The organism is Dactylosporangium sp. NPDC049742, assembly GCF_040674675.1.
In the GTDB taxonomy this organism is placed as follows: Bacteria; Actinomycetota; Actinomycetes; order Mycobacteriales; family Micromonosporaceae; genus Dactylosporangium; species Dactylosporangium maewongense.
On record NZ_JBFANF010000051.1, the window covers coordinates 40,906 to 65,876 of the forward strand.

The following is a 24,971-nucleotide window of genomic DNA, read 5'->3' on the forward strand; positions in this document are numbered from 1 at the left end:
GATCACGTTGTGCGGGCTGCGGGAAAACGCGTGGCGTCGCCCGGGGTCAGCAGGCCGACGCCGCCGTCGTAGCGGCGGTAGGCCAGGGCGCCGCGGTCGTTGGCGGCGTCGGTGAAGAACAGGAACGGCAGCCAGCCCTCGGCGAGGCGGGTGGCGGCCGCGGCCGGGCTGAGGACCGGCGTCCGGCGCGAGTTGACCGTCGGCGTGGGCGTGCCGTTGGCGGTGACCGGGCGCATGGTGTGCTGCCGGGCGACGCGTAGGCCGGTGGGGCCGGCGCGGTACACGATGGCGTCCTCGCCCGTGTCCAGCTCGGTGAACAGGCACACGTCGTAGTCCATCGCGGCCAGCATCGAGCCTGCCTGGCAGGCCCGGCGCGGCCGCAGCGGCACCGTCTTGCGGCGGGTGATCCGGGCCGGGCCGGGCACGGCGAGCGTGCGCCGCTGCGGGTCCGGCCACGGCCACGGCTCCCACCCGGTCTCCAGCCGGGTGATCTGGCGCTCCAGCCGGTCCGTGGCGGCCGCGACGGCGGCCGGCAGGGTCGGGCCGTCGACCTGGATCCGGGCGGGTGCCCCGCCGACGCGCAGGTTCACCTGGATCACCGCCGGGCAGCCCGGGTGGGGTCCGCAGGTGAGGCGCAGCCGGGCCGCGCCCGCCGAGCGGTGCCGTGCGACCACGGCCGCGACGGCAGCCCGCGCGCTCTCCCGGTCGTCCGGGTCGACCGGCCCGCGGCTGCGCACGTCGACGTCACCCGCGGGGCCGATCACTGACACGTCGAGCTCCGGCACCGGTACACCTCCTGGATCGGCAACGGCGTCAGTGTCGCCGCCCGTCGCGGGGGCCGACAGTGCCGAAGGTCCCGTCCCCGCCGTCCCGGTCCGGGTGCCTACCGGTGGCCGGCCTTCTCGTGCTCGAGCCGGGCCAGCAGCCGGTCCTGGAGGAGGTCCACGGCCTCGTACGGGCCGTCCGCGGTCGCCTCGGCGTGCAGGACCCGGCCGTTCAGGTCGATCTCGGCGCGGGCGGTGACGGGCCGGGTGGCGGCCGGGTTCGTGATCCGGTCGAGCCGCACCTTGGCGTAGAGGATCGGGCGTCCCGTGTGCCCGAGCACCGCGGTGACCTTCTCCCGGGCGTACCCCTGCAGTCGAGGCTCCATCCCGGCCTGCAGCTGGACCTGGACCTCGACCTCGTCGTGCGTGCGGGACATCGTCTCGTCCTTCCCTCGTCCAAGGGGCGGGGTTCCGACCGCCTGAGATCATTTGATCTCCCCGATACGGGACGCCTCCAGGGTCTTTGGTCCCGTCACACCGCGGCGGCGCGGGCCGGCCGGGATCATTCCCCGATGCCTCCCGTAGCCAGGTGTAGCGGCCGGCACTGCGGGCAGGTGCGCTGCGACCACGCCGCCCCTGCCGCTGCCACGGACGGTCCGGCACCGCCTGCGGGCTCGAGGCGCCGTGGGGGCGGCAGGCACTGAGGCACTTCGCGGGAAGCGGGGCCGACGGATGGACATCAGCACACGCAACAACGGGCGGACGGTGCAGGAGCTGCTGCGCTGCGCCGCCGAGGAGGCCACGCGGGCACCGTCCGTGCTGAACACGCAGCCGTGGCGGTGGCACGTCGGCGAGGACGGGCTCGACCTGCACGCCGACCGGACCCGCCAGCTGCACGCCATCGACCCGGCAGGCCGGCTGCTGATCCTGAGCTGCGGCGCGGCGCTGCACCACGCCCGGGTCGCGCTGGCGGCGTCCGGGATCAACCCGTCGGTGCGGCGCTATCCCGACGCGGCCGACCCGGACCTGCTCGCCCGGGTGCGGTCCGGCGGGATCCAACCGGTGCGGGCGGAGGACGCCGCCGCCGCGGACGCCATGCGGCAGCGGCGGACGGACCGGCGGCCGTTCCTGGCGTCCGGGCCGGCGACCGGCGAAACGCTGGACGCGCTGCACGCGGCGGCGACGGCCGAGGACACCACGCTGCACCGCATCGACGGCGACCAGATCGCGTACCTGCGGGCGGCCGAGCACGGCGCGCAGATCATCGAGGCCAAGGACGAGCGGCGCCGTGAGGAGCTGCGGGAGTGGACGGGGCGGCCAGCGGAGAAGGGCGACGGTGTGCCGCCGGAGACCGTCGCGGGACCGACGCCCCGGCCGGTGCCGCTGCGCGGCTTCGGGCTCGGCGACCGGGCCGCCCTGACCCCGGGCACCGGCGACGACCGGTCCGCCGGGTACCTGCTGCTCGCCACGCGCACCGACGAGCCGGCCGCCTGGCTGCGGGCGGGTGAGGCGGTCAGCGCGGTCTGGCTCACCGCGATCAGTCTCGGGCTGGCGGTCTCGCCGATGAGCGACGCCGTCGAGGTGCCCGGCGCGCGCGCCCTGCTGCGGAGCCTCCTGCCGCACGGCGGCAATCCGCAGCTCGTGCTGCGCGTCGGCGCCGATCCCGGGTCGCCGCCACCGGCGAGCCCCCGCCGGCCGACCGGTGACGTCATCGGCGACGAGACCGGACCGTGACTCCCCGCCGTGGAGCACACCGATGAAGGCGAATGGACTCCCGCCACGCACGCCAAGGACATCATGAGCCGGGCACGGCCGGCCGGTCGGCTCGATCAGCGGGCGCGACCCGCTCCGCCGGTCCACCACGCCGGCGGCAGGTCCACCATCAGCTCGCCGACGACCTCCACGGTCTCGGCGGCGGGCCGCCTCGGCGAGTGCGGCGGAAGGGCTCCCGGGCCGGGGACGCCGATCCGGACGCCGATGACGGGATGGGCGACGTCGCCGAGCATGCGGCGCAGCAGCTCCCGGGCGCTGCGGACCTCCACGAGGTCGCTCATCGCGGAGGTGGACAGGCGTTCGGCGGTCGCGGTGAGCAGCACGGCAGACAGCGCCTCGCCCGCGATGAGCCAGGCCGCCGGCTCGTCCACGTCGGTGACGATCACGCCGTACGAGGCGGCGCGGTCCACGAGTTCGGCACCGCTGTAGATGCTCGGGCCCTCCTCGACACCGGTGAAGTCGCGGATCGGCACCGGCCGCGCGCCCACCGCCGCGGTGGTGTCCTGCGGCACCCCGTCGCCGGCGAGACGCGCCCCGGTCCACCTGGCGAGCTCGGCCCGGTACGCCGGGTCGGCCCGCTCGGCGGCGGCGGCGTGACCGGCGGCGACGGCCACCGCGGTGAGATCCCGCGACCGGACGATGTGCATGTCGGCGCCGGCGTGGCGGGCCGCGGCGCGCAGCCGGTCGGCGATGTGCTCGGGCACCGGGCGGACGTCGAACGGCCGCCGGTCGGTCCGCCGGGCGTGGATCGCATGCCGGAGCAGTTGTGCGGTCGACGACGGGTGCAGGCGGCCGGCGTACCGCAGCGTCGCCAGCAGATCCGGGTCGTCGTCGCGGGGCAGCCGGTCGACGACCACCGCCGCGCCCTCGGCCGCCAGCGCGACGCACGCGTGGTGCAGCGCGGCCCCGCAGCTGACCGTCAGCAGCCGGCCCTCCGGATCGATGGGGTCCAGCTGCCGGCGCCGGTCCGCGCGGAGCACGGCGACGTCGTGCTCGATGCGCCAGCGCCACGGCTGGGTGTTCCAGATGGACGGTGCGCGCAGTGCGGTCACGGCCGCGCGCGCCAGGATCCGGCTGACCGCCTCCACGCGGATCGCCGCGTCGGTCTCGGTGTGTCGTACCGCTACCATGACGAACTCCTTCCCGGCTCGGGCGACGTTCACTGCGCGTCGGCCGGCTCCGGCGACGACTCCGGCACGGGCACGATGCCGTGGTACACGGGGCACTCCGGCTCGCATCCGCCGTGCACCATGTCGGCCAGCGCGCGCTCCGCCCCCATGCACGTGTCATCGACGTAGTCCAGCGCGACCTCGCCGGCGAGCTGCCGCGCCTTCGGGCTGGCGATGCCCTCCTGCAGCCAGATCGCCCCGGCACCGGCCGCGGCCGCCTCCCGGACCAGACCCTCGGCCTCCGCCGCCGGCCGGAACACCTGCACCACGTCGATGTGCTCCGGGACGTCGGCGAGGCGTGCGTACGCGTGCTCGCCGAACAGTTCCGTGGCGTGCGGATTGACCGGGACGATGTGCCAGCCCTGCTCCTGCAGCATCTTCGGCACCCAGTGCCCGGGCTTCTGCGGGTCGCGGGACGCTCCCACCACCGCGATCGTGTGCGCGCCGGCAAGTATCTGCCGTGGTGTACGCATCGTGATCAGCTCCTCGCTGTGACGATGACCGGCGACACCTCCACTGTGCCACCGGCACGGGACGCTGTCCGGTGCCGAACGACCTGTTCCTTGCGACCGTCGGCCCGGCCGGGCGCGAGGAGCAGGGCGGCCGTCATGCTGACGCCGAGTGCACGGCGTCCGGCACGGGTGCGGCCTGCTCCTGGACGGTGCCGTGCGCGATGAGCGCGGGGCAGGCCATGGTGCGCAGCACCCGGTGCATCACCGAAGGGCTCGACGGCCCGGCGGGATCCGCGGGGCCACGGGTGCCGAACACCATGAGCATCGCCCACTGCGAGGCGAGGGTCAGCGCCTCGACCGGGTCGCCGGGCTCGCTGCGCAGCTCCATCTCGACGAGCGGGTGCCGCGCGCGCCACGGCTCGGCGGCCGCCACGAGCGCCTCGTGGACGGCCGACTCGCTACTGCTCAGGCACGGCCCGTGGTGCCGGCCTTCCCCGTGGTGCCGGCCATGCAGCCACAGCTCGGGATGCTGCCAGACCTGGATGACGACGAGCCGCTGGCCGCGGTCGGCGGCCTCCTCGAACGCGAGGCGGAGCGCGCGGCGGGCCGGGTCCGACCCGTCGAAGCCGGCCACCACCGGGCCCGTCTGCGGCAGGACCGTGAACGGATCGGCCCAGCGTCGCGCCGCGTGGACCGCGAGCACCGGGCACTCCGCCCCCAGGCAGAGCTCGTCACACACCGAGCCGAGCGGGTCGGCCATGTTGCCGCCGCCGCCGTGGCTCGCCACGACGAGCAGCCGGGCCTGCCGCGTGTGGCTGCGCAGCACCTCGACCGGGGGGCCGACCGCCGTCACCCCGGTCGCGCAGACGCCGGGTCGCCATCGCACCGCCTCCTCCGCCGCCCGGACGGCGATGTCGGCGCTGCCCGGCGGCACGTCACCGGCGTGCAGGGCCGGGTCGATCGCGTGGACGACGAGCAGCTCCCGATTGTGCCGGCAGGCCTCGTCCGCCGCCCAATGCAGCGCGCCGAGACTGTCGGCCGAACCGTCGACGCCGGCCACCACGGGTCCGTACCGGTAGCCCAATGTCGGCCTCCCTCCACGTCCCCCGAAACGTCCCCCGCACATGTGCGTCCAGAGCCGGGCGGACCGCCGGCCGTGCCCGGCCCCGCGACGACGGGCGGCGATGCGGTGCCGCCCACCACGTCGTTCGGTGACCTGCCGCGCCGCCTGGACCGGCCCTGCCGGGGTGCCGATGCCGCAGTCACGTCCGCCTGCACCCGCACCACGTGCGGCGCTCGGGTCCAGCATGGTCTCACCGCGGCGGTCTGTGCCAGCACGCCGGACCCGAATCATCCGCATCAGGTGATCTCCGCCGCGACGGCCGTCGATCTGGCATGGCAGGTGGCGCTGCGGCTCCCGCCGACGGGCCGACCTGCCCGGCTCGACAGGACCAACGCCCCGTGCGGCCCGCGGCCACGGCGACGAGGCTGGACGCCGGGGCCACGACAACACGGCGGCACGGCGGCCAGGCAGCGGCCGGTGCGGCGACGATCGGAGATGACCGGCGATGCGCTGGCGACTCGACGCGGGGACGACGGAGACCCTGCTGCGCGCGGCCGTCGCCGCGCCCTCGATCCACAACACCCAGCCGTGGCGGTTCCACATCCACGACGGCGTGGTCGACGTGCGCACCGACCCGGCGCGCCGGCTGCGGGTCGTCGACCGCGACCATCGCTCGCTGCTGCTCAGCGTCGGCGCCGCCGTGTTCAACCTCCGCCTGGCCATGGCGCTGGACGGGTGGCTGCCGGTGCTGCGGCCGTTTCCCGCCGACGGGCTGACCGTGGCCCGGATCGAGCCGGGCCGGCCCGGCACCCCCGGGCCCGGCCTGCGCGCGCTCGGCACGGCGCTCTTCCGGCGGCACACGAACCGCGGACCGTACGCCCGGGCCGTCGTCCCGGCACGCGTCATCGACGAGCTGCGGGCGGCGGCCGCCGCGGAGGGTGCCGAGCTGACCGTGCTGGACCGGGTGCGGCGCGAGGCGCTGCTGACGCTCATCGCGGCGGCCGACGCCGCCCAGCGCCGCGACCCCGCGTACCGCCGGGAGCTGGCCGCCTGGACGGCCGGCGGTCCCGGCCGCCGCGACGGCATACCGGCGGAGCTCGCCGGCCCGCGGGACGTGCACGGCTGGCTGCCGGCACGCGACTTCGGGCTGCTGTCGGCGGACCCCGGCCGCCCGGCCGCCGTGTTCGAGCCCCACCCGCAGCTCGTCGTGCTCAGCAGCCGCGCCGATGGCCGCACCGCACGCGTGCGGGCCGGCCAGGCCATGCAGCGGGTCCTGCTCAGCGCCACGGTGCGCGGCCTCGCCGCCCAGCCGATGACCCAGGCGCTGGAGATCCCCCGGCTGCGCCGCGCGCTCGCGGACCCCGCCGACCCGTGGGCCCCGCAGATGATCCTGCGCATCGGCTACGGCATGCCGGTCCCCGCAAGTCCGCGCCGGGATCTGGCCGAGGTCGTCGCGGTGGCGGGCACGCCCACCACCGCGGTGTGACGCCGCTGGCGCCGGTGCCTGCGTACGGTGGCCTTACCGGCCTACAGCACCGTGGAGGCATGCGATGACACTGGCAACTGTGGCCCGGGCGATCGGCCGCGAATCCGTGCACCACTCCCGATGGAGCGACCTGTCCACCCGCGACCGGGCGGCGCTCGTGGTGGGGACGGCCGCGGAGATCACGCTCACCGCGATCGCCGCCGCCGACCTGTACCGGCGCCCCGCGTCACAGGTTCAGGGGCTGAAGGCACTGTGGTGGCCCGCGCTCGCGATCCAGCCGGCGGGCCCGCTGCTGTACCTCCTCGCCGGGAGGCGGCCGGACGAGCCCGACACGCGCCGCGGCCGGTCCCGGCGAACCTGACACAGGGCCCGCCGGGCAAGACCCCGAGGCCGGGCCCTGACCGGGCCCTGACACGGGCCCGCCGGACAACCGCCCCCGGTGTCAGGACGCCGGGCCGCCGACCGGCTCGTCGTCCGCGGCGGGAGGCCGCACCCGGGCGTCAGGGCCCGGGAAGACCAGCGCCTCGTGACCCGTGTCGAGCCAGCGCACCCGGTACGGCGGCGTGTGATCGGCGTGGCCGACCTCGGTGATGACACCGATCCGCCGGCTGTCGCCCAGGTGGGTGCCCTCGACGATCAGCCGGTCTCCGATGTTCGCCTGCATGATCCGTTCCTCCTCCGCTCGTCCCGCGAGCGGCCCCGCGGGGTCGGGGACTCCCCCTCGATCAACCGTGCGCCGCGCGCCACGCCGTTGCCAGGGTCTTCATGCTCTTCCGGTCGCCGCGAGCGGCACGGCCGCCGCACGGTGCCCGGCCGGCCGCGGATCAGGCCGTTCGAACCCGGTCCTGCTGGACCGAACGGCCTGCGACCGGTGCCCGCCGGCGTGCTGTGCTGGAAGAGGAGGGCCACCATGCCGGCGGCCCGCCCGTACCGGCGACGGCGGCGCGACCGGAGCAGGGAGGACCAGTCATGGACACCGCAGCGCACCCGGGGACCGGGCGGATCGGGGTCGGCGTGGCGGACACCCCGGGAGGTCTCGCCGCGCTGTCGTGGGCGGTCGAGGAGACGGCGGCACGCGGCGGGACGCTGGCCATCTGCCACGTGCGGCGCGACGGCGACCCGGACAGGGCGGCGACCGGCCTCGCCGCGCTGGAGCTGACCGAGCCGGACCTGGCGCGGCACATCAGGGCCGCGCGGCAACGCCTCGACCGCCGCACCGCCGTGGCGCTGCCGGCCGGTGACCCGGTGGGCGCGCTGCTGGAGCTGTCCGGCGAGCTGGACCTGCTCGTCGTCGGCGGCCACGAGGGCGGCGACCCGCTGCACCACTCGGTGCCGACCAGGCTCGCCGCCCGGGCCCCCTGCCCGGTGGTCGTCGTGCGCCCGGTGTCCGGGCACGGACCGTTCGCCGGTCACGTCGTCGTCGGCACCGACGGCTCCGCGGCGGCCGCGGCGGCGCTGCGGGCCGGGTTCGCCCACGCCGAGCTGCACGCCGTGCCGCTGGCCGTGGTCGAGGTCGACGTCCGCCACACCGGCGACGACTACTGGTTCGACGACCGGTTCCTGGAGACGCACTTCACCGCCGTGCCGGCGCCGCTCGTGACGCTGGCCGAGCAGGTGGAGCCGCTCGTGGCGCGGCACCCGTCGGTCGCCGTGAAGCGCGCCGTGTACGGCGGGGACCCGGTGCACGGGCTGCGCCGCGCCGCCGCCGGAGCCGCGCTGCTGGTCCTCGGGCGGCACGGGCGGCCGATGCCGGCAGTGCTCCGCCTCGGCTCGGTGAGCCGGGCCTTCGCCGAGCACGGCGACGGCGTCGTGCAGATCGTCCCCGAGCGCGTGGCGGTCCGGGCCGCGCGGACCCCGGCGGGCGGGACCTTCTCCCGTGCCGTCGACCGCCCGCCGCGGTAAGGATTGAGGTACGACACCCGCTGTCGGGCACGAGCCACGACGAGCGGAATGCCCAGGACGGCGACGAGGGCCGCCAGGTTCGCCATCACCAAGATGGTCACCGCGCCGGGCTGCCCAACAGCGGGTGTCGGTTCGCGCCGGCCACCCGGACGTCCAGCACGAAGCGCCCGGCGCGCCCGTGGAAGGAGACGCGTGATGGAGCACAAGCATGACGTCGTCGTCGGTGTCGACGGCTCACCGGAGAGCCTGGCGGCCGTGGACTGGGCCGCCTGGGACGCCGCGCGCCGGGGCCGCCGGCTGCACATCGTCCACGCGTACGCGTGGCCCGTCGTCCACCCGCCGCTCGGCGCCCGCCGGACACCCGAGCTGGACGAGCTCGTCCGGCACGCCGCCGACACCATCGTCGCCGCCGCCGTGGCCCGCGCCCGCGCCGTCTCGTCCCAGTTGCCGATCACCACCGAGACGCCGTGCGAGCCGGCCGGCGCCGCGCTGGTCCACGCCTCCGCGTGGGCCGGCACCGTCGTCGTCGGCAGCCGCGGCCTGGGCGGATTCGGCGGCCTGCTGCTCGGATCCGTCGGCGCGCAGGTGGCCGCGCACGCCGCCGGCCCGGTCGTCGTGGTCCGCCGGGGCGAGCCCGCCGACGCCGTCGAGGCGGGCCGGGTGGTCGTCGGCATCGACGGGTCCCACGACGCCGAGCACGCGCTGCGGTTCGCGTTCGAGCAGGCCTCGTTCCGCGGGGTCGGGCTGACCACGGTGCACACGTACCGCTGGCCCGAGTCCACCGGCCCCGGCGACATGCTGCCGCTCGTCTACGACACCGAGGACCTGCTCGACGACGAGCGGCGGGCCCTGGCGGAGTCGGTCTGCGGCTGGGCCGACAAGTACCCGGACGTCGACGTGCGCCGACGCACGGTGCGCGGAGCCCCCGCGCCGATCCTCAGGCGGCTGTCCCACGGCGCGGAGCTGATGGTCGTCGGCTCGCGCGGCTGCGGCGGCTTCACGGGGCTGCTGCTGGGCTCGGTCAGCCAGGCGTTGATCCACCACGCCGCCTGCCCGGTCGCGGTGGTGCGGTAGCCGGCCGGACCCGGTCAGGTGGCCCAGTCAGGTGGGCGGGACCAGGACGGCGGCGCCGTTGACCCGGTCGGCGGCGAGGTCGGCGAGGGCGTCGTCCGCCGCCCCCAGGGGGTACTCCGTGATGCTCACCCGCAGCGGGTGCTCCTGCGCGAACGCCAGGAAGTCGCGGCCGTCCTGGCGGGTGTTGGCGGTGACGCTGCGCAGCGTCCGCTCCTGGAACAGGTGGTCGGCGTACCGCAGGACCGGGATGTCGGTGAGGTGGATGCCGGCCACCGCGAGCGTGCCACCGCGGTCCAGCGCCGACAGCGCGACCGGCACCAGGTCGCCCACGGGCGCGAACAGGATCGCGGCGTCCAGCGGCTCCGGCGGCCGGTCGGCGGCGTCGCCCGCGGACGCGGCGCCGAGGTCCAGGGCCAGCTGCTGCGCCTGCGCCGAGCGGGTCAGCACGTGGACCCTCGCGCCCTGCGCGAGGGCGACCTGCGCCGCCAGGTGCGCCGACGCGCCGAACCCGTACAGGCCCAGGCGTCCGCCCGGGGGAAGCTCCGCCCGGCGCAGCGCGCGGAAGCCGATGATCCCGGCGCACAGCAGCGGGGCGGCGTGGGCGTCGTCGTAGCTCGGCGGCAGCCGGTAGACGAACGCCGCCGGCGCCACGCAGTGCTCGGCGAAGCCCCCGTCGGCGTGCCAGCCGGTGTACCGCGAGAACGGGCACAGGTTCTCCGCCCCGGCGCGGCAGTAGGCGCAGGCGCCGCAGGTGTGGCGCAGCCACGCCACCCCCACCCGCTCACCCACCCGGAGGTCGCCGGCGTCCGGCCCCAACCGCTCGACCTCGCCGACGACCTCGTGGCCGGGCACCACCCCGGGCCGCACCGGCGGGAGGTCGCCTTCGGCCAGGTGCAGGTCGGTGCGGCAGACCGCGCACGCGCGGACCCGCACGAGGACCTCGCCCGGCCCCGGCTCCGGTACCGGCGCCGAATCCATCCGCAGGGGACGCTGCTGGATGGGGCCCGGCCGCTCGACCCGCCACGCGGTCATCCGTCGCACCCGGCCTTCCTGCCCGCCCGGACGCCCACCATGCACGCACCGCGGTCCCGGTCGTCCGGTGCCGCCAGGCCCTGGCCGGCCACGCACCCGGCGCGGATGGTTGGTGGTGGGGCGACGGTGGCGGTGCGCGCCGCCCGTCGCCCCGATGACGGCACAGAAGCAACTCGGGAAGCTGTCAGGAGGGTCCGCGATGACGAAGCGCGCTCTGGTCTGTTACGACGGTTCCGCCGCCGCGAACGCCGCGCTGCGGGCCGGCACGCAACTGCTGCCGGACGCGCACGCCTGGATCGCGTACCTGTGGACGCCACCTTTCGCCGAGGAGGGCCTCCGCCGGCGGTTGTGGGCCGGCCAGGAGCACATCGAGGAGTTCGTCGAGGCGCTGCTCGAAGAAGGGGCGTGGCGGGCCGAACAGGTCGTCGCCACCGGGGTCACGATCGCCGGGACCGCGGGCTGGCGCGCCGAGCCCCTCGCCCGGCCCACCGAGGGCGGCGAGGGGTTCGAGCTGGCCAAGACCGCCGCCGCCCTGGAGCCCGACGTGGTCATCGTCGGCTCCCGCGGCCTCGGCGGGGTCCGCGCGGTCCTCGGCAGCGTCTCCGACGTCCTCGTGCACTACAGCCCGAAGCCGGTGCTGGTCGTGCCGCATCCCATGCTCATGCGGGACGCCGCGGCGATCCCGGCCGGGCCGGTCGTCGTCGGCTGGGACGGCTCCCCGGGCGCCTCGGCCGCGGTCGTGGCCGCCGACCGGCTGCTGCCGGAGCGGGAGGTGGTGCTCGTGTCGGTGCACGACAGGGCCGAGGAGTGGCCGTCGACCCCGCCTCCGGACGGGAGCCCGTCCGTCAACCCGGTCGTGGTCCGGCCGGGGAGCGGGGCGCCGGGCCACGCCATCGCCGACGCCCTCGGCGGGTACGCGGCGGACCGGTCCGCGGCGCTGGTGGTCGTCGGCTCGCGGGGGCGCTCGGCGGCGCAGGAGATCATGCTCGGCAGCGTGGCGATGGCCACCCTGCACCACGCCCACCGGCCGGTGCTGGTCGTCCCGCGGGCCCATGGTGCGCCCGCCGGTGCACCGGCGGGGCGCGGCGCCGCCTGAGGCACCGCGCCCGTCCGCCGGGTGGCGCGGCCAGGATCGGGTACCAGGTCTGCGGGCGGTCAGGGCCGGTCGGCGCATGCGCCGGTGTCGCCGCCGTCGGTGGACGGGACCATCGGCCCTTCCGGCCGGCACGGCGGTGGACGACCGTTGAAGGACACCGCCGCACATCGTGAGGAGGCCGTCATGACCATCATCCAACGGCCGGTGATCGTCGGCGTCGACGGCTCGCCGGCCGCGTTCGGCGCGGTCCGCTGGGCCGCCGACGAGGCGGTCCGGCTCCGCCTGCCGCTGCGCATCACGCACGCCCTCGGCGTCCCCGGCCCTCCGGAGGAGATCACCGACGAGCAGGGCCTGGTTCTGAACGCCGCGGTCGAGGCCCGCCAATGGTTTCCGAGCCTGCACGTGACGACGTCGACGTGGTACGGGCAGCCCGCGCACACACTGCGCGAGCAGTCCCGGCACGCCGAGCTGGTCGTCGTCGGCAGCCGCGGGCACGGCGGCTTCCACTCGCTGCTGGTCGGCTCCGTCGGCGTGCAGCTCGCCGGCTACGCGTACTGCCCGGTCCTCGTGGTGCACCACGCCGAGCGCTGGTCCGGGCCGGAGGCGCAGCTGCCGTCCCACGGGCCGGTCGTCGTCGGCACCGACGGGTCCGCCGACGGTCTGCTGGCGCTGGAGACGGCGTTCGGCGAGGCGTCGGCACGCCGGGTGCCGCTGGTCGCGGTGCGGGTGTGGCAGCCGCCGGCCAGCCGCCTGGCCCGCCGCCCCGACCCGGACAAGCTGGCCGCCGAGCTCGACGCCGACCTGGAGCGGCTGCGGGCGAAGGACCCCGCCGTCGAGGCCGAGGCGCGGGTCCGGCAGGGCGTGCCGGTGCCGGTGCTGCTGGACGAGGCGCGGGACGCGCTGATGATCGTGCTCGGGGCACGGGGGCACGGCGGCTTCACCGGCCTGCACCTCGGTGCGGTCGCCCAGCACGTGCTCGAGCACGCGGACTCGCCGGTCCTCATCGCCCGGCACTGACGGCACCACGCGCCGCCGGGCGGGCCGGAGGTCCCGCCGGCGAGGAGACCCCGGCCCTGTCCGGCCGGCGCGGACCGCCGCACCCGGCCGGACCGTCACGAAGGAGGACTGCGATGGACGCACAGCGGATCGTCGTCGGATTCGACGGGTCGGGCGAGTCCCGGGCCGCCGTCGACTGGGCCGTGACCGAGGCCGAGCGGACCGGGTCGGGCCTGCACATCGTGTACGCCTACCAGCTCGCCTGGCCCGGCGGGGAGTACGCGGGACCGGCCGGGGAGATGGCCGCCGAGGCGCAGGAGCGCGGCGACGCGTTGATCGCCGAGATCGTGGAGCATCTCCGCCGGCGCGGCACCGGCGTCAGCATCGACGGCACGGCGGTCCACGCCGCGCCGTCACCGACCCTGATCGAGCTCGGTGCCGCGGGCGCCCGCCTGATCGTGGTCGGCAACCGTGGCGGCGGCGGGCTCACCCACCTGCTGCTCGGGTCGGTCAGCCAGCAGGTCGCCACGCACGCGCGCGTCCCGGTCGTCGTGGTGCGCGGCCGTGCCGCGACCGGCGGCCCGGTGGTGGCCGGCGTCGACGGCTCCCCCAGCTCCGACGCCGCGCTGGGCGTCGCGTTCGAGGCGGCGCGGCTGCGCGGCACCGGCGTGCTCGCCGTCCGTGCCTACCTGCCACCCATGGTCACCTCCCTGCCGTACGCCATGATCGAGGCGACGGAACAGCAGCTGCTGGAGACGGCGGTGGCGGGCTGGCGGGAGAAGTACCCGGCCGTCGAGCTGGAGACCCGGCTCGTCAACGGCCGGACGGCGCAGGCGCTGCTGGACGCCTCCGGCGCTGCCCAGCTGGTCGCCGTCGGCAGCCGCGGGCACGGCGGGTTCGCCGGCCTGCTCCTCGGCTCCGTCGGCCAGCACCTGATGCACCACGCCGCGTGCCCGGTGCTGATCGTCCACGCGCCGGCCGCCCCCTGACCCACCGGCGGCACACCGGCGGCGCCGCAGCGTGCGGCCCGGACCGGGTCAGCCGCGGACGAGCTCGGCGGCGGTGCGCAGCTGCCCGACCGGCGCCGGGCGGGCCAGGTGGTACCCCTGCGCGTACCGGCAACCGAGGCCGACGAGCTCGGCGAGCTGCGCGGCGTCCTCGACGCCCTCGGCCACGACCCGCAGGCCGAGGGTGTGCCCGAGCTGTACGACGGCGGCGAGCAGGCCACGGTGGCGGTCGCTGCCGACGAGCCCCTCGAGGAACGACCGGTCGACCTTCAGCACGTCGGCGGGGATGTCCCGGAGGTAGCCCAGGGACGAGTACCCGGTGCCGAAGTCGTCGATGGCGATGCGCACGCCCGTCGACCGCAGCCGCTCCAGCCGCGGCGCGGTGCCCGTCACGTCGCGCATGAGGGTGGTCTCGGTGACCTCCAGGACCAGCGCCTCGGGGCGCAGGCCCGTCTCGCGCAGCGTCCGCGTGACGAGGTCCGGCAGGTCGGGGCTGTCCAGCAGCGCGGCGGAGATGTTGACCGTGATCCAGTCGGGGGCGCCCGCGGCGTCGTCGTCCTGCCACGCGCGCAGCGTCAGGCAGCTCTCCCGCAGCATCCACCGGTCGATGTCGGTGATGAGCCCGGCGCTCTCGGCGAGGGGCAGGAACGTGCCCGGCGCCCGCAGCCCGGCCGCGGGGTCCTGCCACCGCACGAGCGCCTCGACGCCCTCGGTGCGGCCGGCGAGCGTCTCGACGATCGGCTGCAGGTACAGGCGCAGCTCCCCGCGCTCGATGGCGGTCTTCAGCCGGTGCTCCTGGTCGAGCTGTTCGACGATGCGGGTGTGCATGTCGGCCTGGAAGTCCACGCAGCGGGCCTTGCCCTGCTCCTTGGCGGCGTACATGGCGACGTCGGCGTTGCGGACCACCTCGTCCGCGTCGGCGTGCCGGGCGGCGTCCCAGACGGCGCCGACGCTCGCGGTGACCGTCACCTCGCGCCCGCCGAGCAGGAACGGCTCGCTCATCGCCTGGAGCAACCGCTCCGGCAGCCGTGCGACGACGGTCTCGCCGGCCGGCTCGACGAGGATGCCGAACTCGTCGCCGCCGAACCGGGCGACGGTGTCACCGGGGCGCACCGCGTCGCGCAGCCGCTCGGCGGCGATCCGCAGCAGCTGGTCACCGGCGCTGTGCCCGAGGCTGTCGTTGACGCGCTTGAACCCGTCGAGGTCGACGAACAGCACCCCGGCCGGCCCGTGCCCGGTTGCGCTGCGGGTCATCGCCTGGTCGAGGCGGTCGTTGAACAGCGCCCGGTTGGGCAGCCCGGTGAGCCCGTCGTGCAGCGCCTGGTGGCGCAGCTCGTGCTCCAGCGCGCGCTGGCGGGTCACGTCCCGCAGCAGCAGCACCGCCCCGGCGCGCCGGCCGTCCCTCATGATGGGGCTGATGGTGCAGGAGACGCGGGCCGACGACCCGTCCGGAGCCGGCATGTCCCGCTCCCGCACGGTGTCGGCGCGGCCCTCGCCCAGCGCGGGGTCGACGTCCGGGAGCACCGTGGCGGCGGGCCGGCCGAGCAGCCCGTCGACGCCGAGCCCGGTGAGCCGTCCCGCCGCGGCGTTGGCGAACGTGATGCGGTCGTGCTCGTCGACGCCGCAGATGCCTTCGGCCGCGCTGGCCAGGATGGCGTCGGTGTACTCCTTGGCGAGGATCTCGCGGGCGGAGCGTCCGAGCTCGGCGGCCATGTCGTTGAACGCCCGGCCGAGCTGGTGGATCTCGTCGCGGCCGCCGGCCGGCACCCGCCGCTCGTAGGCGCCGTCGCGGACGTCGTGCACCGCCGCGGTCAGCGTCGCGACCCGCCGCGTCACCGACGACGCGAGGAGCCCGCCGACCAGGAGCACGAGCAGCACGCCGGCGCCGCAGACGGTGGCGATCGTCAGCTGCGCCCGGCCGGTGGAGGCGACCATCTCGTCGTAGAGGGGGGTGTACTCGAGGATCACCGCGCCGAGCGTCACGTCGTAGCGGCCGACGAGCGGGACGACGACCTGTTTGATGCCGTCCGGGTGGTCGTCGCTGACCTCCCCGAAGGTCCGCGGCACCCGGTCGCGGATCGTGGCGCCGACCTGGTCCGCGGTGTCATGGTCGAAGGTGGTGCCCACGTGGTCCGGGACCGCGCCGCCGAGCACCACCTGCCGGCGGTCGACGACGACGATGTCGCGGCCCTGCAGGTCGCGCAGCCGCCGCAGGTAGGCGTGGAGCCACTCAGGCTTGTCGTACAGCGGGCCGGGGTCCTCCCCGGCGGAGTCCGGGGCCAGCCCGAACGCGACGTCCCTGGCCACCCCGAACGCGACGTGCTCGGCCTCGGTGATCGCCGCACGGCGCGCGGACCCGACGTCGACCCGCCAGGCCACCACCCCGACGAGCGCCACCAGGACCGCGACCAGCAGGTACCCACCGACGAGCTTGCGCCGCAGGGTCACCGCAATCCTCCAGGAGTCAGTCCTCAACCGCACTATCGGCCGCCGGACCCCGGGCCTGAAGACTTGCCGCCGCGCGTCCCCGAACGACCCGGCCGGCGACAGGGCCGTAGGTCCTGCCACCGGAGGCCCCGTGGCTCTACCTGGGACCGGCCGGGGGCACGTTGTCTGGAGGCGGAGACCACCACCCGACGGTTGAGGTGAGATCGATGATCACCGCACACGATCTGCTCGTCGAGCATCCGTTCATGGCCGGTGTGCCGGACCGGTTCCTGGAGCGCATGGCGCACTACTCGCACCGCGTGACGGTCCGCGCGGGCACCCGGCTCTTCAGCGAGGGCGGCAGGGCGGACCGGTTCTGGCTCATCCGTGACGGGCTGGTGAGTCTCGACACGCACCTGCCCGGCCGCGGCGACGTCGTCGTGGAGACCATCGGCGCCGGACAGGTGCTCGGCTGGTCGTGGTTGTTCCCGCCGTACCGCTGGCACTTCGGCGCCACGGCCGACACGCCCGTCCTGGCGATCTGCTTCGACGCCGCGGGCGTCCGCGCGATGTGCGCCGAGGAGCCGGAGCTCGGCTACGAGCTGACCCGGCGCCTGATCGGGGTGGTCGTCGAGCGGATGCAGGCGACCCGGCTGCGGATGCTCGACCTGGACCGGGCACCGGAGTCGACGCGGTGACCCCGGCCGCGTAGCCGCGCCGGCGCGGTGACGAACACGCCGGTTGTGACAGGCCCGCGGGGTACCGTTGGAACGGTCACGCCTTCACCCAGCACGACGGCCCGCTCAGCTTCCTCGGTCGACCCAGCGGTCACAGAGGATCGCCGGCGTCGCGGCACCGCTGTTGGTGGCACGGCGACGTGCACGTTCGCATGCGGGGGCGCCACGACCCCGGCTCCCGCCTTCGTTCGAGATCGACGTGAGCGACCCGGATCGCGGCCCGGTCGCGGGTCCGTCGGAGGTGACGCGTCGCCCCGCGGCGCGACGAACGACCGGACTGGAGGAGATCATGACCACGACCAAGCACTGGACGGTGGACCTGCTCATCGGTGAGACCGAGGGAGAAACCCACGCCGAGGCCAGGCTGCACGCCGAAGACGACAGCCACCAACTCGGCGTCGGCCGGGCCCGCCTCAACCCCGCCGACGAGAACGTGCCGGAGATCGGTGACGAGCTCGCCGTCGCCCGTGCGCTCAACGACCTCGGCCACCAGCTGCTGCTCTCGGCGGCGGCCGACATCCAGGCCGCCACCGACGAGCGCGTGCGGCTGCTGGCCTGACCGCGCCCGTCCACGACTGCCGGACCGGCAGGCCACCGGTCGGGCGGCCCGATGCCGACACGCGCCCGACCCGGGCGCTCACTGGGAGGCCCGGGTCGGGGGTTCGGAGGGTACAGGCGGCGGTCAGGCGCTGACGAGCCCTTCGTCGCCGGCCTTCACCGCCCGGTCGGGGACCGCGAAGCCCTTGGTCCCGGGGGTCGCGGCGGCGTGGACGAGACCGGCGGCGCCGAGCAGGAGCAGCAGGCCGGCGGCGAAGTACGCGACGAGCGCGGCCTGGCCGGCCTTGGCACCGAACTCGCTGAAGCCGTACGAGGTGAGCAGCAGGCCGCGCAGGGTCTCGCCCTTGAACACGGTCTCGCGGGCCGTGTTGGCGTCGGTCAGCTGCTTCTGCAGATCGGCGACGGCCGGGTCGTCCTTCGGCAGCGCGGCGATCTTCGCCTTCAGGTCGGTCTGAACGTCACCCATCTGGGCGTAGGTCTTGCCGCCCGCGATCGACTTGAGGTGCAGGCCGATGAACTCGTTGGCGTAGCACTCCGCCTGCTTGCCGGTGGTCAGCTGCTGACCGGCGTACTTGACCAGGCAGGCCGACTCCTTCTCCTCCGCCGTCAGGGTCGCCGCCGGCTTGAAGGAGATCTGTTGCTGGCCGAGCTGGTCCTTGACGTAGTCGTTGGCGAAGTTCGCGTTGCTGGTCAACACCAGACCGGCCACCAGCAACAGCCCTGCCAGGACGACGAGGCCGAGACCGACGAGGATGTCGAGCGTCTTGCGCTTCATGGCGTGCCCTCCGGGGCCTTGGTAAGTGCGTCGATGTGATGGCAACAGCTTGCGGTGCGGGCACCGGCCCGCCACAGAGCACAACCACCCACATCGACGGGACCTACGTCCCGGGCTTCCGCGGGACCTCCGGCGGCGGTGCGCGGCATCCCGGGAGCGGGACGGCGGTCCCGCCGGCACGGGCCCAACGTCTCTGCCGCGGCGGCGGCCGGTCCACGAGTGTCTGCATCGGACAGGCACCATCGACGAAGGGACCGGGACGATGTTCGCCGCCGAAGCCAAGACCAGGATCGAGTTGCACGCCATCGAACACGCGACGGAGCGGCTGATCCGGCGGTACGCCGGCCGGCACGACCCGGAGACGGTCCGGCAGACCGTCAACCAGGTGACCGACCTGTACGCGACCGCGGAGGTGCACGCGTTCGTCCCGGTGCTGGTCGAACGGGACGCGCGACGCATCCTCGACGAGCCGGCCGCGTAGGGCCGGCGGCATCGGCGCCGGCCGGTTCAGTGCCGAAGGGCCGGGGCAGCCCGGGACTTTCGGCCTGCCCGCGCGGGTGGGCGCCGGGTGACAATGAAGCCATGATTCGGGTGTATCTGCTCGACGACCACGAAGTCGTCCGTTTCGGCCTGCGCGAGATGCTCGAGCGGGAGGGTGACATCGAGGTCGTCGGCGAGTCCGGGTCAGCCGTCGACGCCACGCACCGCATTCCCGCGCTGCGGCCCGACGTCGCCGTGCTCGACGGCCGGCTCCCCGACGGCAGTGGCATCGACGTCTGCCGCGACGTCCGCTCCGTCGACCCGTCCATCAAGGCGCTGATCCTCACCTCGTACGACGACGACGAGGCGCTCTTCGCCGCGATCATGGCCGGCGCGTCGGGCTACGTCCTCAAGCAGATCCACGGCACCGACCTCATCGACGGCATCCGCCGGGTCGCCGCCGGCCAGTCGCTGCTCGACCCGGCCGTCACGGCCCGGGTGCTGGAGCGCATCCGCAAGGGCCCCGAGCAGCCCGACGAGCTCAAGAACCTCACCGACCAGGAGCGCAAGATCCTGCTGCACGTGGCGGAAGGCCTGACCAACCGGGAGATCGCGGAGCGGATGTTCCTGGCGGAGAAGACGGTGAAGAACTACGTCTCCAGCCTGCTGGCGAAGCTCGGGCTGGAGCGGCGCACCCAGGCGGCGGTGCTCGCCTCCCGCCTGCTCGGCAAGCACTGACCCGGGGGCGGGTGCGCCGCTATCGGAACGCACCGGTCTTCGGTTGCTGCCGCTGGGCGTCACCCTTTGACCGGACCGACTCGCCCTCCGCGCCGGCCGCCATGAGCAGGAACCAGCCCACCAGCGCCGTCCAGAGACCGTCGATCAGGCCGAAGATCACCACTTCGACCAGCCCGGCGAGGATCAGCGTCACGCCCAGCGCGTGACCGACCCGGACGGCGGTCAGCGCGGCCCGCGCGCGGTCGCCGTGCCACCACCACAGCGCGGCCCGCAGCACCCGGCCGCCGTCGAGCGGGGCACCGGGCAGCAGGTTGAACACGGCGAGCAGCAGGTTGATCGTCGTCAGCCAGAGCAGCACGACGACGACGGCGACCGGCCCGCCGACGGCCGACAGCAGCACCGCGACGGACCCGAACCCCGCCGCCGCCGCGACGCTCGTCAGCGGGCCGGCACCGGCCACCAGGAGGTCGGCCCGCGCGCTGGGCGGCTCGTCGCGGAACTCGGCCATGCCGCCGAGCAGCCAGAGCGTCAGCCGCTCGACCCGGATGCCGAAGTGCCGGCCCACCAGGGCGTGCGCGAGCTCGTGGGCGAGCAGCGACAGCAGCATCAGCAGGGCACCGGCGGCGCCGAACAGCCAGGCGACCGGCCTGGGGGTGCCCGGCGCATCGGCCGGCAGGACGGCGGTGGCGAGGCTCCGCGCCAGCAGCATCATGATGACCAGCACCGACCAGTGGACGCCGATCGGGATTCCCGCGACGCGTCCGAGCCGCAGCGTCTGTTTCATGTCACACCTGCCCCCGGTGGACGGTGCCACGGAGCGAGCGGAACGGGGCGGCTCCGCCGTTCCCCAGCACCTCAAGTCTCGCGCGCCGCGGCGCTGGAGCACGGCGGCGGACGTCCCGGTGCCATCGGTCCTCGTGCCGCTCGGGTCAAGGACTTTCGGCATGGTGCCGGTCGGGCCCTTCAGCCCTGCCCGGCCCGGCCTGCAGGCGGCAGGCTCGGCACCGTGCCGCCACGTCCGCGGCGGCGGAGAGGAACGTGCGCCCATGCGGGTTACGGGGACCGGCCACGCCGGCATGCTGATCGAGACACCGGCCGGCACCATCCTGTGCGACCCGTGGGTGAACCCGGCGTTCCTCGCCTCCTGGTTCCCGTTCCCCGACAACTCCGGTCTCGACTGGGACCGGCTCGGCCGCTGCGACTACCTCTACGTGTCGCACCTGCACCGGGACCACTTCGACGCGGAGCACCTGCGCCGGCACGTGTCGAAGTCGGCCACGGTACTGCTGCCCGAGTACCCGACCAGCGAACTGGAGGACGAGCTGCGGGCGCTCGGGTTCCGGTCGTTCCTGCGCACCCGCAGCGGCGAGCCGGTGGCCCTGGACGGCGGGCTCAACGTCATGATCCAGGCGCTCGTGTCGCCGACGGACGGTCCGATCGGCGACTCGTCGATCTGGGTCGAGCACGACGGCGTGCGGCTGCTCAACCAGAACGACGCCCGCCCCCGCGACCTGACCGAGTTCGCGCGGCTCGGGCCCGTGCACGCGCACCTGCTGCAGTTCTCCGGCGCCATCTGGTACCCGATGGTCTACGAGCTGCCCGCCGCCGCGAAACGCGCCTTCGGCAAGCAGAAGCGGGAGCGCCAGTTCGACCGGACGATGCGGTACGTCGAGGAGCTCGACGCCGGCTGGGTCTTCCCGATCGCCGGCCCGCCCTGCTTCCTCGACGACGAGCTGTGGGGCGTCAACGACCTTTTCGGCGACGAGGGCAACATCTTCCCCGACCAGCAGGACTTCATCGACCACTACGAGCGTCTCGGCCACACCAACGGCGTGATCCTGCTGCCCGGCAGCACGGCCACGATCACCCCGGACGCGTGCGAGGCCGAGCACCCGGTCGGCGACGTCCGCGGGTTCTTCGCCGGCAAGGCCGGCTACCTGCGCGACTACCAGCGGCGGCAGCGCCCCGTGATCGAGGCCGCCAGGGCGGCGTGGCCGCACCCGGAGGTCGACGTGCTCGCGGAGCTGGTCCGCCGGGTGCAGCCGCTGATGGCCGCGAGCGAGCACATCGCCGCCGGCATCGGCGGGCCGGTCCGCTTCGACCTGACCGACGACGCCGACACCGTGGTGCAGAGCATCGTCTTCGACTTCACGGCCCGCGAGGTGCGCGCCGCCGGTGACGAACGGGCCCGGTACCGCTTCCGCACCCGCCGCGGCCTGATCGAGCACCTGCTGGCGACCGGAGAGACCGACTGGGTCAACAGCCTGTTCCTGTCCTGCCGCTTCTCCGCCGCCCGGGTCGGCCAGTACAACGAGTACGTCTACACCTTCTTCAAGTGCCTCAGCGAGGAGCGGCTGCGCTACGCCGAGGCGTGGTACGCCGGCCGGACCAGCGACGGCGAGGAGATCGTCATCGGCGACTGGGCGGTGCAGGGTCACTGCCCGCACCTGAAGGCCAACCTGGAACGCTTCGGCAAGCTCGACGGCAGCGTGCTGACGTGCCAGATGCACGGCTGGAAGTTCGACCTGCCCACCGGCCGGTGCGTGACGAGCGCGGGCCACCCCATCCGCGCCCGGCGGCTCGACCCGGCGTGACCGCCGGCCCTGGCGCCCGGCTGGCGCCAGGGCGGGTCACTGCGGCAGGACCAGCAGCTCGACCGGCTCGCCGGGGCACCACCCGGGTGGCACGACGGCGAGCGCGTCGGCGAGGGCCGCGGCGCCGAGGTGGCCGGGGCGGGCGCCGTCGACCACGCTCGGCGCGGCGCCGTCCCAGCGGACCGGCACGATGCTGGTCGCGGTGGCGTGCACCCGTGCGGCGCCGTCCAGGCACACCCGGGGCAGGGCCGGCAGCGGTCGGCCCGCGAGCCCGGCGAGCAGCGGCTGCAGCAGCGTGAAGGCGGCGACCATGGCCGCGAACGGGTTGCCGGGGAGCCCGACGAGCCAGTGCCCGGCGCGCGAGGCGAGCACCTGCGGGTGGCCGGGCCGGCAGTCGACGCCGTCGACGTGGAGCGTCGCGCCGGCGGTCGTGAGCACGTCGTGGAGGGCGTCGGCCGGGCCGACCGACGACGCGCCCGCGACCACGGTGACGTCGACGTCGCCCAGCGAGCGTTCGACGGCGGCGGCCGTGACGGCCGCCGGGTGGTCCGGTGTCCACCGCACGTCGACCAGGTCGGCGGACCAGGCCCGCAGCAGCGCCGTCAGGGTGGGCCCGATCGCGTCGCGCACCTGGCCGGGGGCCGGGGTGCCGGCCGTGACGATCTCGTCGCCGGTGAGCAGCAGGCGGACGGTCGGTGCGCGCCGGACGGTGACGACGTCCACGCCGACGCTCGCGGCGAGCCCCAGCGCGGCGGCGGTCAGCACCGACCCCGCGGGCAGGACGGGCCGCCCGGCGGTGACGTACTCCCCCGCCCGCCGGATGTGGCGCTTGCCGGCGCCGTCGCCGGACGCGGACACGACCGCGCCGTGGCGGGCGACCACCTCGTAGGGCACGACCCGGTCGGCACCGCGCGGGACCGGCGCGCCGGTGGCGATCTCGACCGCCTCGCCGGGCGCGAGCGGCGCCGCGCCCGGGCCGCCGGCCAGGACGCCGCCGACGACCCGCCACGGACCGTCGCCGCGGACCGCGTAGCCGTCCATGGCCGCGTTGTCGAAGCCCGGCAGGTCCACGGCGGCGACGAGCGGCCGGGCCAGGGTGCGGCCGGCCGAGCCCGTCAGCGGCACCTCGACGAGGTCCAGCGGCTCGGCCACGCGGTGCGCCAGCGCGCGGGCGGCCGCCCACGGGGTCCCGCCGGCATGGCGCCGTGGGTGATGCGGGCGGGTGATTGCCGCGGTCATGCTCTCCACCGTATCCGGACAGGTCGCCCGTTCCTCGCCGAAAGTCCGCTTCCAGTAACGATTGTCCGCCGCTACGCCGCGTGCCGGGCGGAGCCCCTCACGCGGCGGCCCCGCCGCCCGGCGCACCCCGGGCGGCAGGGCCGGCGGGCGGTCAGGCACGGCCCGGGACGGCACGCGCCGACCTGCGCACGACGGTGGCGGTCAGCAGCACCGCGGCCGCCGCGACGACCGCGAGCAGCGCGAGGCCGATCGCGTAGGAGCCGTACCGGCCGTAGATGCTGCCCATCAGCAGCGGCGGCACGAACCCGCCGAGGCCGCCCGCGGCGCCCACCACACCGGTGACGGAGCCGACCTTGTTCGCCGGGGCGAGCTGCGCGACGAGCGCGAACGTCGCTCCGCTGCCGGCTCCGAGCGCGGCGGCCAGGGACAGGAAGGCGACGGTGCCCAGCGGCGTGAGGGCCGGCGTGAACGTCTGCACGAGCGCCGCGACCCCGACGACCAGCAGGGTGCCGGTCAGGACCCGGGCCGGTTCGATCCGGTCGGACAGCCAGCCGCCGATCGGTCGCATCACCACGGCGAGCAGCACGAACCCGGCCATGCGGTTGGCGGCGTCGGCCTGCGCGAGGCCGTACGCGGTCTTCAGGTACGCGGGCAGGTAGACGGAGAACGCGACGTAGCCGCCGAACGCGACCGCGTAGAGGGCGGAGGCGTGCCAGGTGACGCGGAGCTTGAGCGTAGCGGCGAGGCGGCGGCCGAGCGGCTCGGCGGGCACGGTCCGGTCCGGCGCGTCGCGCAGCAGCAGCCCGGCCAGCAGCGCGTACGCGGCGAGGACGATCGCGGTGAGCACGAACGGCATCGTGCTGCCGTAGGCGCCGACGAGCTTGACGGTGGTGAGCGCGCTGATCGCGGTGCCGCCCATGCCCATGCCGAAGACGCCGACGGCGAGGCCGCGCTTCGCGGGCGGGAACCAGGCGGTGACGAACGGGACGCCGACGGCGAAAGCGGTCCCGCCGATGCCGAGGAAGAAGCCGCCGACGAGCAGGCCGGTGAGCGACTGCTGCCCGGCGAGCCCCAGGTACAGCACCGGGACGATCGTCGCGAGCGACACCAGCGGGAACATGACCCGCCCGCCGAACCGGTCGGTCAATGCGCCGACCGGGATCCGGCCGAGCGAGCCGACGACGACGGGCACCGCGACCAGCAGCGCCTGCTGCAGCGGGCTCAGGTGCAGGGCGTCCTTCAGCTTCGGCGCGAGCGGGCTCAGCAGTGCCCAGGCCCAGAAGTTGACCGCGAAGCCGGCCGTGGCGATCGCCAGCATCGTCCCCCGGCGCGCCCCGGTCACCGCGGGTGCAGTGTGTCCACTCATCATCGTCTCTTCCGTAGGTTCGGGTGGCGGCTCGGGCGTCCGGCCGCCGTCGACCGCGGTGAGCTGCTGATCTCCAGGATCGGAGCGCACAGCGCGCGGGCCCAGGGACCTAAGACCCGAATCGCCGGGACCGTGCGGCCGTGGACCCGGACCCTCGGTTCATGTGTGAGATTCGGGTGAGACCGGGGTGAGAAATGGCCGATGCCCGCGTCCACCGCGCCCCCGCGGTGGTGGACTGCCGAC

At 75.3% G+C, this 24,971-nt stretch carries 24 protein-coding genes and 1 pseudogene; 13 read left to right on the forward strand and 12 right to left on the reverse strand.

Features of this window, described 5'->3' with window-relative positions; translation table 11 throughout:
• Positions 1–2: 2 nt before the first annotated feature.
• Together AB0J72_RS42510 and AB0J72_RS42515 are read right to left on the reverse strand one after the other, a co-directional pair.
• On the reverse strand, positions 3–785 hold the full coding sequence (locus AB0J72_RS42510) for a sigma 54 modulation/S30EA ribosomal C-terminal domain-containing protein (RefSeq protein ID WP_363410219.1): 783 nt from the start codon (positions 783–785) through the stop codon (positions 3–5).
• Positions 786–883: 98 nt separating this feature from the next.
• On the reverse strand, positions 884–1,201 hold the full coding sequence (locus AB0J72_RS42515) for an HPF/RaiA family ribosome-associated protein (protein WP_363410222.1): 318 nt from the start codon (positions 1,199–1,201) through the stop codon (positions 884–886).
• Between the two features lie 295 nt (positions 1,202–1,496).
• On the opposite strand from AB0J72_RS42515, the gene AB0J72_RS42520 reads away from it, so the two are divergent.
• Positions 1,497–2,498, forward strand: a complete 1,002-nt coding sequence (locus tag AB0J72_RS42520) for a nitroreductase (protein WP_363410225.1) — start codon at positions 1,497–1,499, stop codon at positions 2,496–2,498.
• A gap of 95 nt (positions 2,499–2,593) precedes the next feature.
• On the opposite strand, the gene AB0J72_RS42525 is transcribed toward AB0J72_RS42520, so the two are convergent.
• The 3 genes and pseudogenes from AB0J72_RS42525 to AB0J72_RS42535 form a co-directional block, all read right to left on the reverse strand.
• Entirely contained in the window at positions 2,594–3,667 is a 1,074-nt protein-coding gene (locus tag AB0J72_RS42525) for a nitroreductase (RefSeq protein ID WP_363410228.1), read from the reverse strand.
• A 146-nt stretch (positions 3,668–3,813) separates the two neighbouring features.
• Positions 3,814–4,179 (reverse strand): annotated as a pseudogene (locus tag AB0J72_RS42530) (CoA-binding protein); the annotation flags it as partial.
• Between the two features lie 133 nt (positions 4,180–4,312).
• Positions 4,313–5,242 (reverse strand): universal stress protein, encoded by a 930-nt coding sequence (locus tag AB0J72_RS42535; RefSeq protein ID WP_363410231.1) that lies wholly within the window; start codon positions 5,240–5,242, stop codon positions 4,313–4,315.
• Positions 5,243–5,726: 484 nt separating this feature from the next.
• On the opposite strand from AB0J72_RS42535, the gene AB0J72_RS42540 reads away from it, so the two are divergent.
• On the forward strand, positions 5,727–6,707 hold the full coding sequence (locus AB0J72_RS42540) for a nitroreductase family protein (RefSeq protein WP_363410234.1): 981 nt from the start codon (positions 5,727–5,729) through the stop codon (positions 6,705–6,707).
• Between the two features lie 64 nt (positions 6,708–6,771).
• Positions 6,772–7,068: a PLDc N-terminal domain-containing protein gene (locus tag AB0J72_RS42545; RefSeq protein ID WP_363410237.1), complete on the forward strand. Its 297-nt coding sequence runs from the start codon at positions 6,772–6,774 to the stop codon at positions 7,066–7,068.
• 81 nt (positions 7,069–7,149) lie between these two features.
• Here the strand turns inward: AB0J72_RS42545 and AB0J72_RS42550 are convergent, their stop codons facing one another.
• On the reverse strand, positions 7,150–7,371 hold the full coding sequence (locus tag AB0J72_RS42550) for a DUF1918 domain-containing protein (protein ID WP_363410240.1): 222 nt from the start codon (positions 7,369–7,371) through the stop codon (positions 7,150–7,152).
• A 305-nt stretch (positions 7,372–7,676) separates the two neighbouring features.
• On the opposite strand from AB0J72_RS42550, the gene AB0J72_RS42555 reads away from it, so the two are divergent.
• Positions 7,677–8,609 (forward strand): universal stress protein, encoded by a 933-nt coding sequence (locus tag AB0J72_RS42555; RefSeq protein ID WP_363410243.1) that lies wholly within the window; start codon positions 7,677–7,679, stop codon positions 8,607–8,609.
• Positions 8,610–8,804: 195 nt separating this feature from the next.
• Complete coding sequence (locus AB0J72_RS42560) at positions 8,805–9,683, forward strand: universal stress protein (protein ID WP_363410246.1); 879 nt, start codon at positions 8,805–8,807, stop codon at positions 9,681–9,683.
• Between the two features lie 27 nt (positions 9,684–9,710).
• On the opposite strand, the gene AB0J72_RS42565 is transcribed toward AB0J72_RS42560, so the two are convergent.
• Positions 9,711–10,715, reverse strand: a complete 1,005-nt coding sequence (locus AB0J72_RS42565; RefSeq protein WP_363410248.1) for a zinc-dependent alcohol dehydrogenase family protein — start codon at positions 10,713–10,715, stop codon at positions 9,711–9,713.
• A gap of 199 nt (positions 10,716–10,914) precedes the next feature.
• Here AB0J72_RS42565 and AB0J72_RS42570 point away from each other — a divergent pair, with 199 nt between their 5' ends.
• From AB0J72_RS42570 to AB0J72_RS42580, 3 genes are all read left to right on the forward strand, one after another.
• Entirely contained in the window at positions 10,915–11,811 is an 897-nt protein-coding gene (locus AB0J72_RS42570) for a universal stress protein (RefSeq protein ID WP_363410251.1), read from the forward strand.
• Positions 11,812–11,994: 183 nt separating this feature from the next.
• The gene (locus AB0J72_RS42575; protein ID WP_363410254.1) at positions 11,995–12,828 is read left to right on the forward strand and encodes a universal stress protein; all 834 of its coding nucleotides are present in this window, start codon (positions 11,995–11,997) and stop codon (positions 12,826–12,828) included.
• A 113-nt stretch (positions 12,829–12,941) separates the two neighbouring features.
• Positions 12,942–13,796 (forward strand): universal stress protein, encoded by an 855-nt coding sequence (locus AB0J72_RS42580; protein ID WP_363410256.1) that lies wholly within the window; start codon positions 12,942–12,944, stop codon positions 13,794–13,796.
• A 48-nt stretch (positions 13,797–13,844) separates the two neighbouring features.
• Here AB0J72_RS42580 and AB0J72_RS42585 read toward each other — a convergent pair whose 3' ends face one another.
• Positions 13,845–16,262 carry an EAL domain-containing protein gene (locus AB0J72_RS42585; RefSeq protein WP_363410259.1) on the reverse strand — a complete coding sequence of 806 codons (2,418 nt, stop codon included), beginning with the start codon at positions 16,260–16,262 and terminating at the stop codon, positions 13,845–13,847.
• 206 nt (positions 16,263–16,468) lie between these two features.
• On the opposite strand from AB0J72_RS42585, the gene AB0J72_RS42590 reads away from it, so the two are divergent.
• Positions 16,469–16,939, forward strand: a complete 471-nt coding sequence (locus AB0J72_RS42590) for a cyclic nucleotide-binding domain-containing protein (protein ID WP_363410262.1) — start codon at positions 16,469–16,471, stop codon at positions 16,937–16,939.
• A gap of 328 nt (positions 16,940–17,267) precedes the next feature.
• On the forward strand, positions 17,268–17,537 hold the full coding sequence (locus AB0J72_RS42595) for a DUF1876 domain-containing protein (protein ID WP_363410265.1): 270 nt from the start codon (positions 17,268–17,270) through the stop codon (positions 17,535–17,537).
• Positions 17,538–17,660: 123 nt separating this feature from the next.
• Here AB0J72_RS42595 and AB0J72_RS42600 read toward each other — a convergent pair whose 3' ends face one another.
• Positions 17,661–18,311, reverse strand: a complete 651-nt coding sequence (locus AB0J72_RS42600; protein WP_363410268.1) for a hypothetical protein — start codon at positions 18,309–18,311, stop codon at positions 17,661–17,663.
• A gap of 262 nt (positions 18,312–18,573) precedes the next feature.
• Here AB0J72_RS42600 and AB0J72_RS42605 point away from each other — a divergent pair, with 262 nt between their 5' ends.
• The gene (locus AB0J72_RS42605) at positions 18,574–18,792 is read left to right on the forward strand and encodes a three-helix bundle dimerization domain-containing protein (RefSeq protein ID WP_363410271.1); all 219 of its coding nucleotides are present in this window, start codon (positions 18,574–18,576) and stop codon (positions 18,790–18,792) included.
• Between the two features lie 101 nt (positions 18,793–18,893).
• Complete coding sequence (locus tag AB0J72_RS42610; protein ID WP_344505863.1) at positions 18,894–19,529, forward strand: response regulator transcription factor; 636 nt, start codon at positions 18,894–18,896, stop codon at positions 19,527–19,529.
• A 19-nt stretch (positions 19,530–19,548) separates the two neighbouring features.
• Here AB0J72_RS42610 and AB0J72_RS42615 read toward each other — a convergent pair whose 3' ends face one another.
• A complete protein-coding gene (locus tag AB0J72_RS42615) occupies positions 19,549–20,313 on the reverse strand; it encodes a site-2 protease family protein (RefSeq protein WP_363410274.1) in 765 nt (254 codons plus the stop codon).
• 262 nt (positions 20,314–20,575) lie between these two features.
• Between AB0J72_RS42615 and AB0J72_RS42620 the strand changes: the two genes are divergently transcribed.
• Positions 20,576–22,123 (forward strand): Rieske 2Fe-2S domain-containing protein, encoded by a 1,548-nt coding sequence (locus AB0J72_RS42620; protein ID WP_363410277.1) that lies wholly within the window; start codon positions 20,576–20,578, stop codon positions 22,121–22,123.
• 36 nt (positions 22,124–22,159) lie between these two features.
• Here AB0J72_RS42620 and AB0J72_RS42625 read toward each other — a convergent pair whose 3' ends face one another.
• Together AB0J72_RS42625 and AB0J72_RS42630 are read right to left on the reverse strand one after the other, a co-directional pair.
• Complete coding sequence (locus AB0J72_RS42625; RefSeq protein WP_363410280.1) at positions 22,160–23,362, reverse strand: molybdopterin molybdotransferase MoeA; 1,203 nt, start codon at positions 23,360–23,362, stop codon at positions 22,160–22,162.
• Between the two features lie 151 nt (positions 23,363–23,513).
• Complete coding sequence (locus AB0J72_RS42630; protein WP_363410283.1) at positions 23,514–24,728, reverse strand: MFS transporter; 1,215 nt, start codon at positions 24,726–24,728, stop codon at positions 23,514–23,516.
• Between the last annotated feature and the right edge of the window lie 243 nt (positions 24,729–24,971).

Excerpts from the sequence above, each read along its gene's own strand:
- AB0J72_RS42560 (WP_363410246.1), top strand. The coding sequence starts at position 8,805 with ATGGAGCACAAGCATGACGTCGTCGTCGGTGTCGACGGCTCACCGGAG.
- AB0J72_RS42575 (WP_363410254.1), top strand. The coding sequence starts at position 11,995 with ATGACCATCATCCAACGGCCGGTGATCGTCGGCGTCGACGGCTCGCCG.
- AB0J72_RS42555 (WP_363410243.1), top strand. The coding sequence starts at position 7,677 with ATGGACACCGCAGCGCACCCGGGGACCGGGCGGATCGGGGTCGGCGTG.
- AB0J72_RS42620 (WP_363410277.1), top strand. The coding sequence starts at position 20,576 with ATGCGGGTTACGGGGACCGGCCACGCCGGCATGCTGATCGAGACACCG.
- AB0J72_RS42605 (WP_363410271.1), top strand. The coding sequence starts at position 18,574 with ATGTTCGCCGCCGAAGCCAAGACCAGGATCGAGTTGCACGCCATCGAA.
- AB0J72_RS42525 (WP_363410228.1), bottom strand. The coding sequence starts at position 3,667 with ATGGTAGCGGTACGACACACCGAGACCGACGCGGCGATCCGCGTGGAG.
- AB0J72_RS42550 (WP_363410240.1), bottom strand. The coding sequence starts at position 7,371 with ATGCAGGCGAACATCGGAGACCGGCTGATCGTCGAGGGCACCCACCTG.
- AB0J72_RS42610 (WP_344505863.1), top strand. The coding sequence starts at position 18,894 with ATGATTCGGGTGTATCTGCTCGACGACCACGAAGTCGTCCGTTTCGGC.
- AB0J72_RS42545 (WP_363410237.1), top strand. The coding sequence starts at position 6,772 with ATGACACTGGCAACTGTGGCCCGGGCGATCGGCCGCGAATCCGTGCAC.
- AB0J72_RS42595 (WP_363410265.1), top strand. The coding sequence starts at position 17,268 with ATGACCACGACCAAGCACTGGACGGTGGACCTGCTCATCGGTGAGACC.
- AB0J72_RS42520 (WP_363410225.1), top strand. The coding sequence starts at position 1,497 with ATGGACATCAGCACACGCAACAACGGGCGGACGGTGCAGGAGCTGCTG.
- AB0J72_RS42625 (WP_363410280.1), bottom strand. The coding sequence starts at position 23,362 with ATGACCGCGGCAATCACCCGCCCGCATCACCCACGGCGCCATGCCGGC.
- AB0J72_RS42565 (WP_363410248.1), bottom strand. The coding sequence starts at position 10,715 with ATGACCGCGTGGCGGGTCGAGCGGCCGGGCCCCATCCAGCAGCGTCCC.
- AB0J72_RS42615 (WP_363410274.1), bottom strand. The coding sequence starts at position 20,313 with ATGAAACAGACGCTGCGGCTCGGACGCGTCGCGGGAATCCCGATCGGC.
- AB0J72_RS42630 (WP_363410283.1), bottom strand. The coding sequence starts at position 24,728 with ATGAGTGGACACACTGCACCCGCGGTGACCGGGGCGCGCCGGGGGACG.
- AB0J72_RS42515 (WP_363410222.1), bottom strand. The coding sequence starts at position 1,201 with ATGTCCCGCACGCACGACGAGGTCGAGGTCCAGGTCCAGCTGCAGGCC.
- AB0J72_RS42590 (WP_363410262.1), top strand. The coding sequence starts at position 16,469 with ATGATCACCGCACACGATCTGCTCGTCGAGCATCCGTTCATGGCCGGT.
- AB0J72_RS42540 (WP_363410234.1), top strand. The coding sequence starts at position 5,727 with ATGCGCTGGCGACTCGACGCGGGGACGACGGAGACCCTGCTGCGCGCG.
- AB0J72_RS42600 (WP_363410268.1), bottom strand. The coding sequence starts at position 18,311 with ATGAAGCGCAAGACGCTCGACATCCTCGTCGGTCTCGGCCTCGTCGTC.
- AB0J72_RS42580 (WP_363410256.1), top strand. The coding sequence starts at position 12,942 with ATGGACGCACAGCGGATCGTCGTCGGATTCGACGGGTCGGGCGAGTCC.
- AB0J72_RS42570 (WP_363410251.1), top strand. The coding sequence starts at position 10,915 with ATGACGAAGCGCGCTCTGGTCTGTTACGACGGTTCCGCCGCCGCGAAC.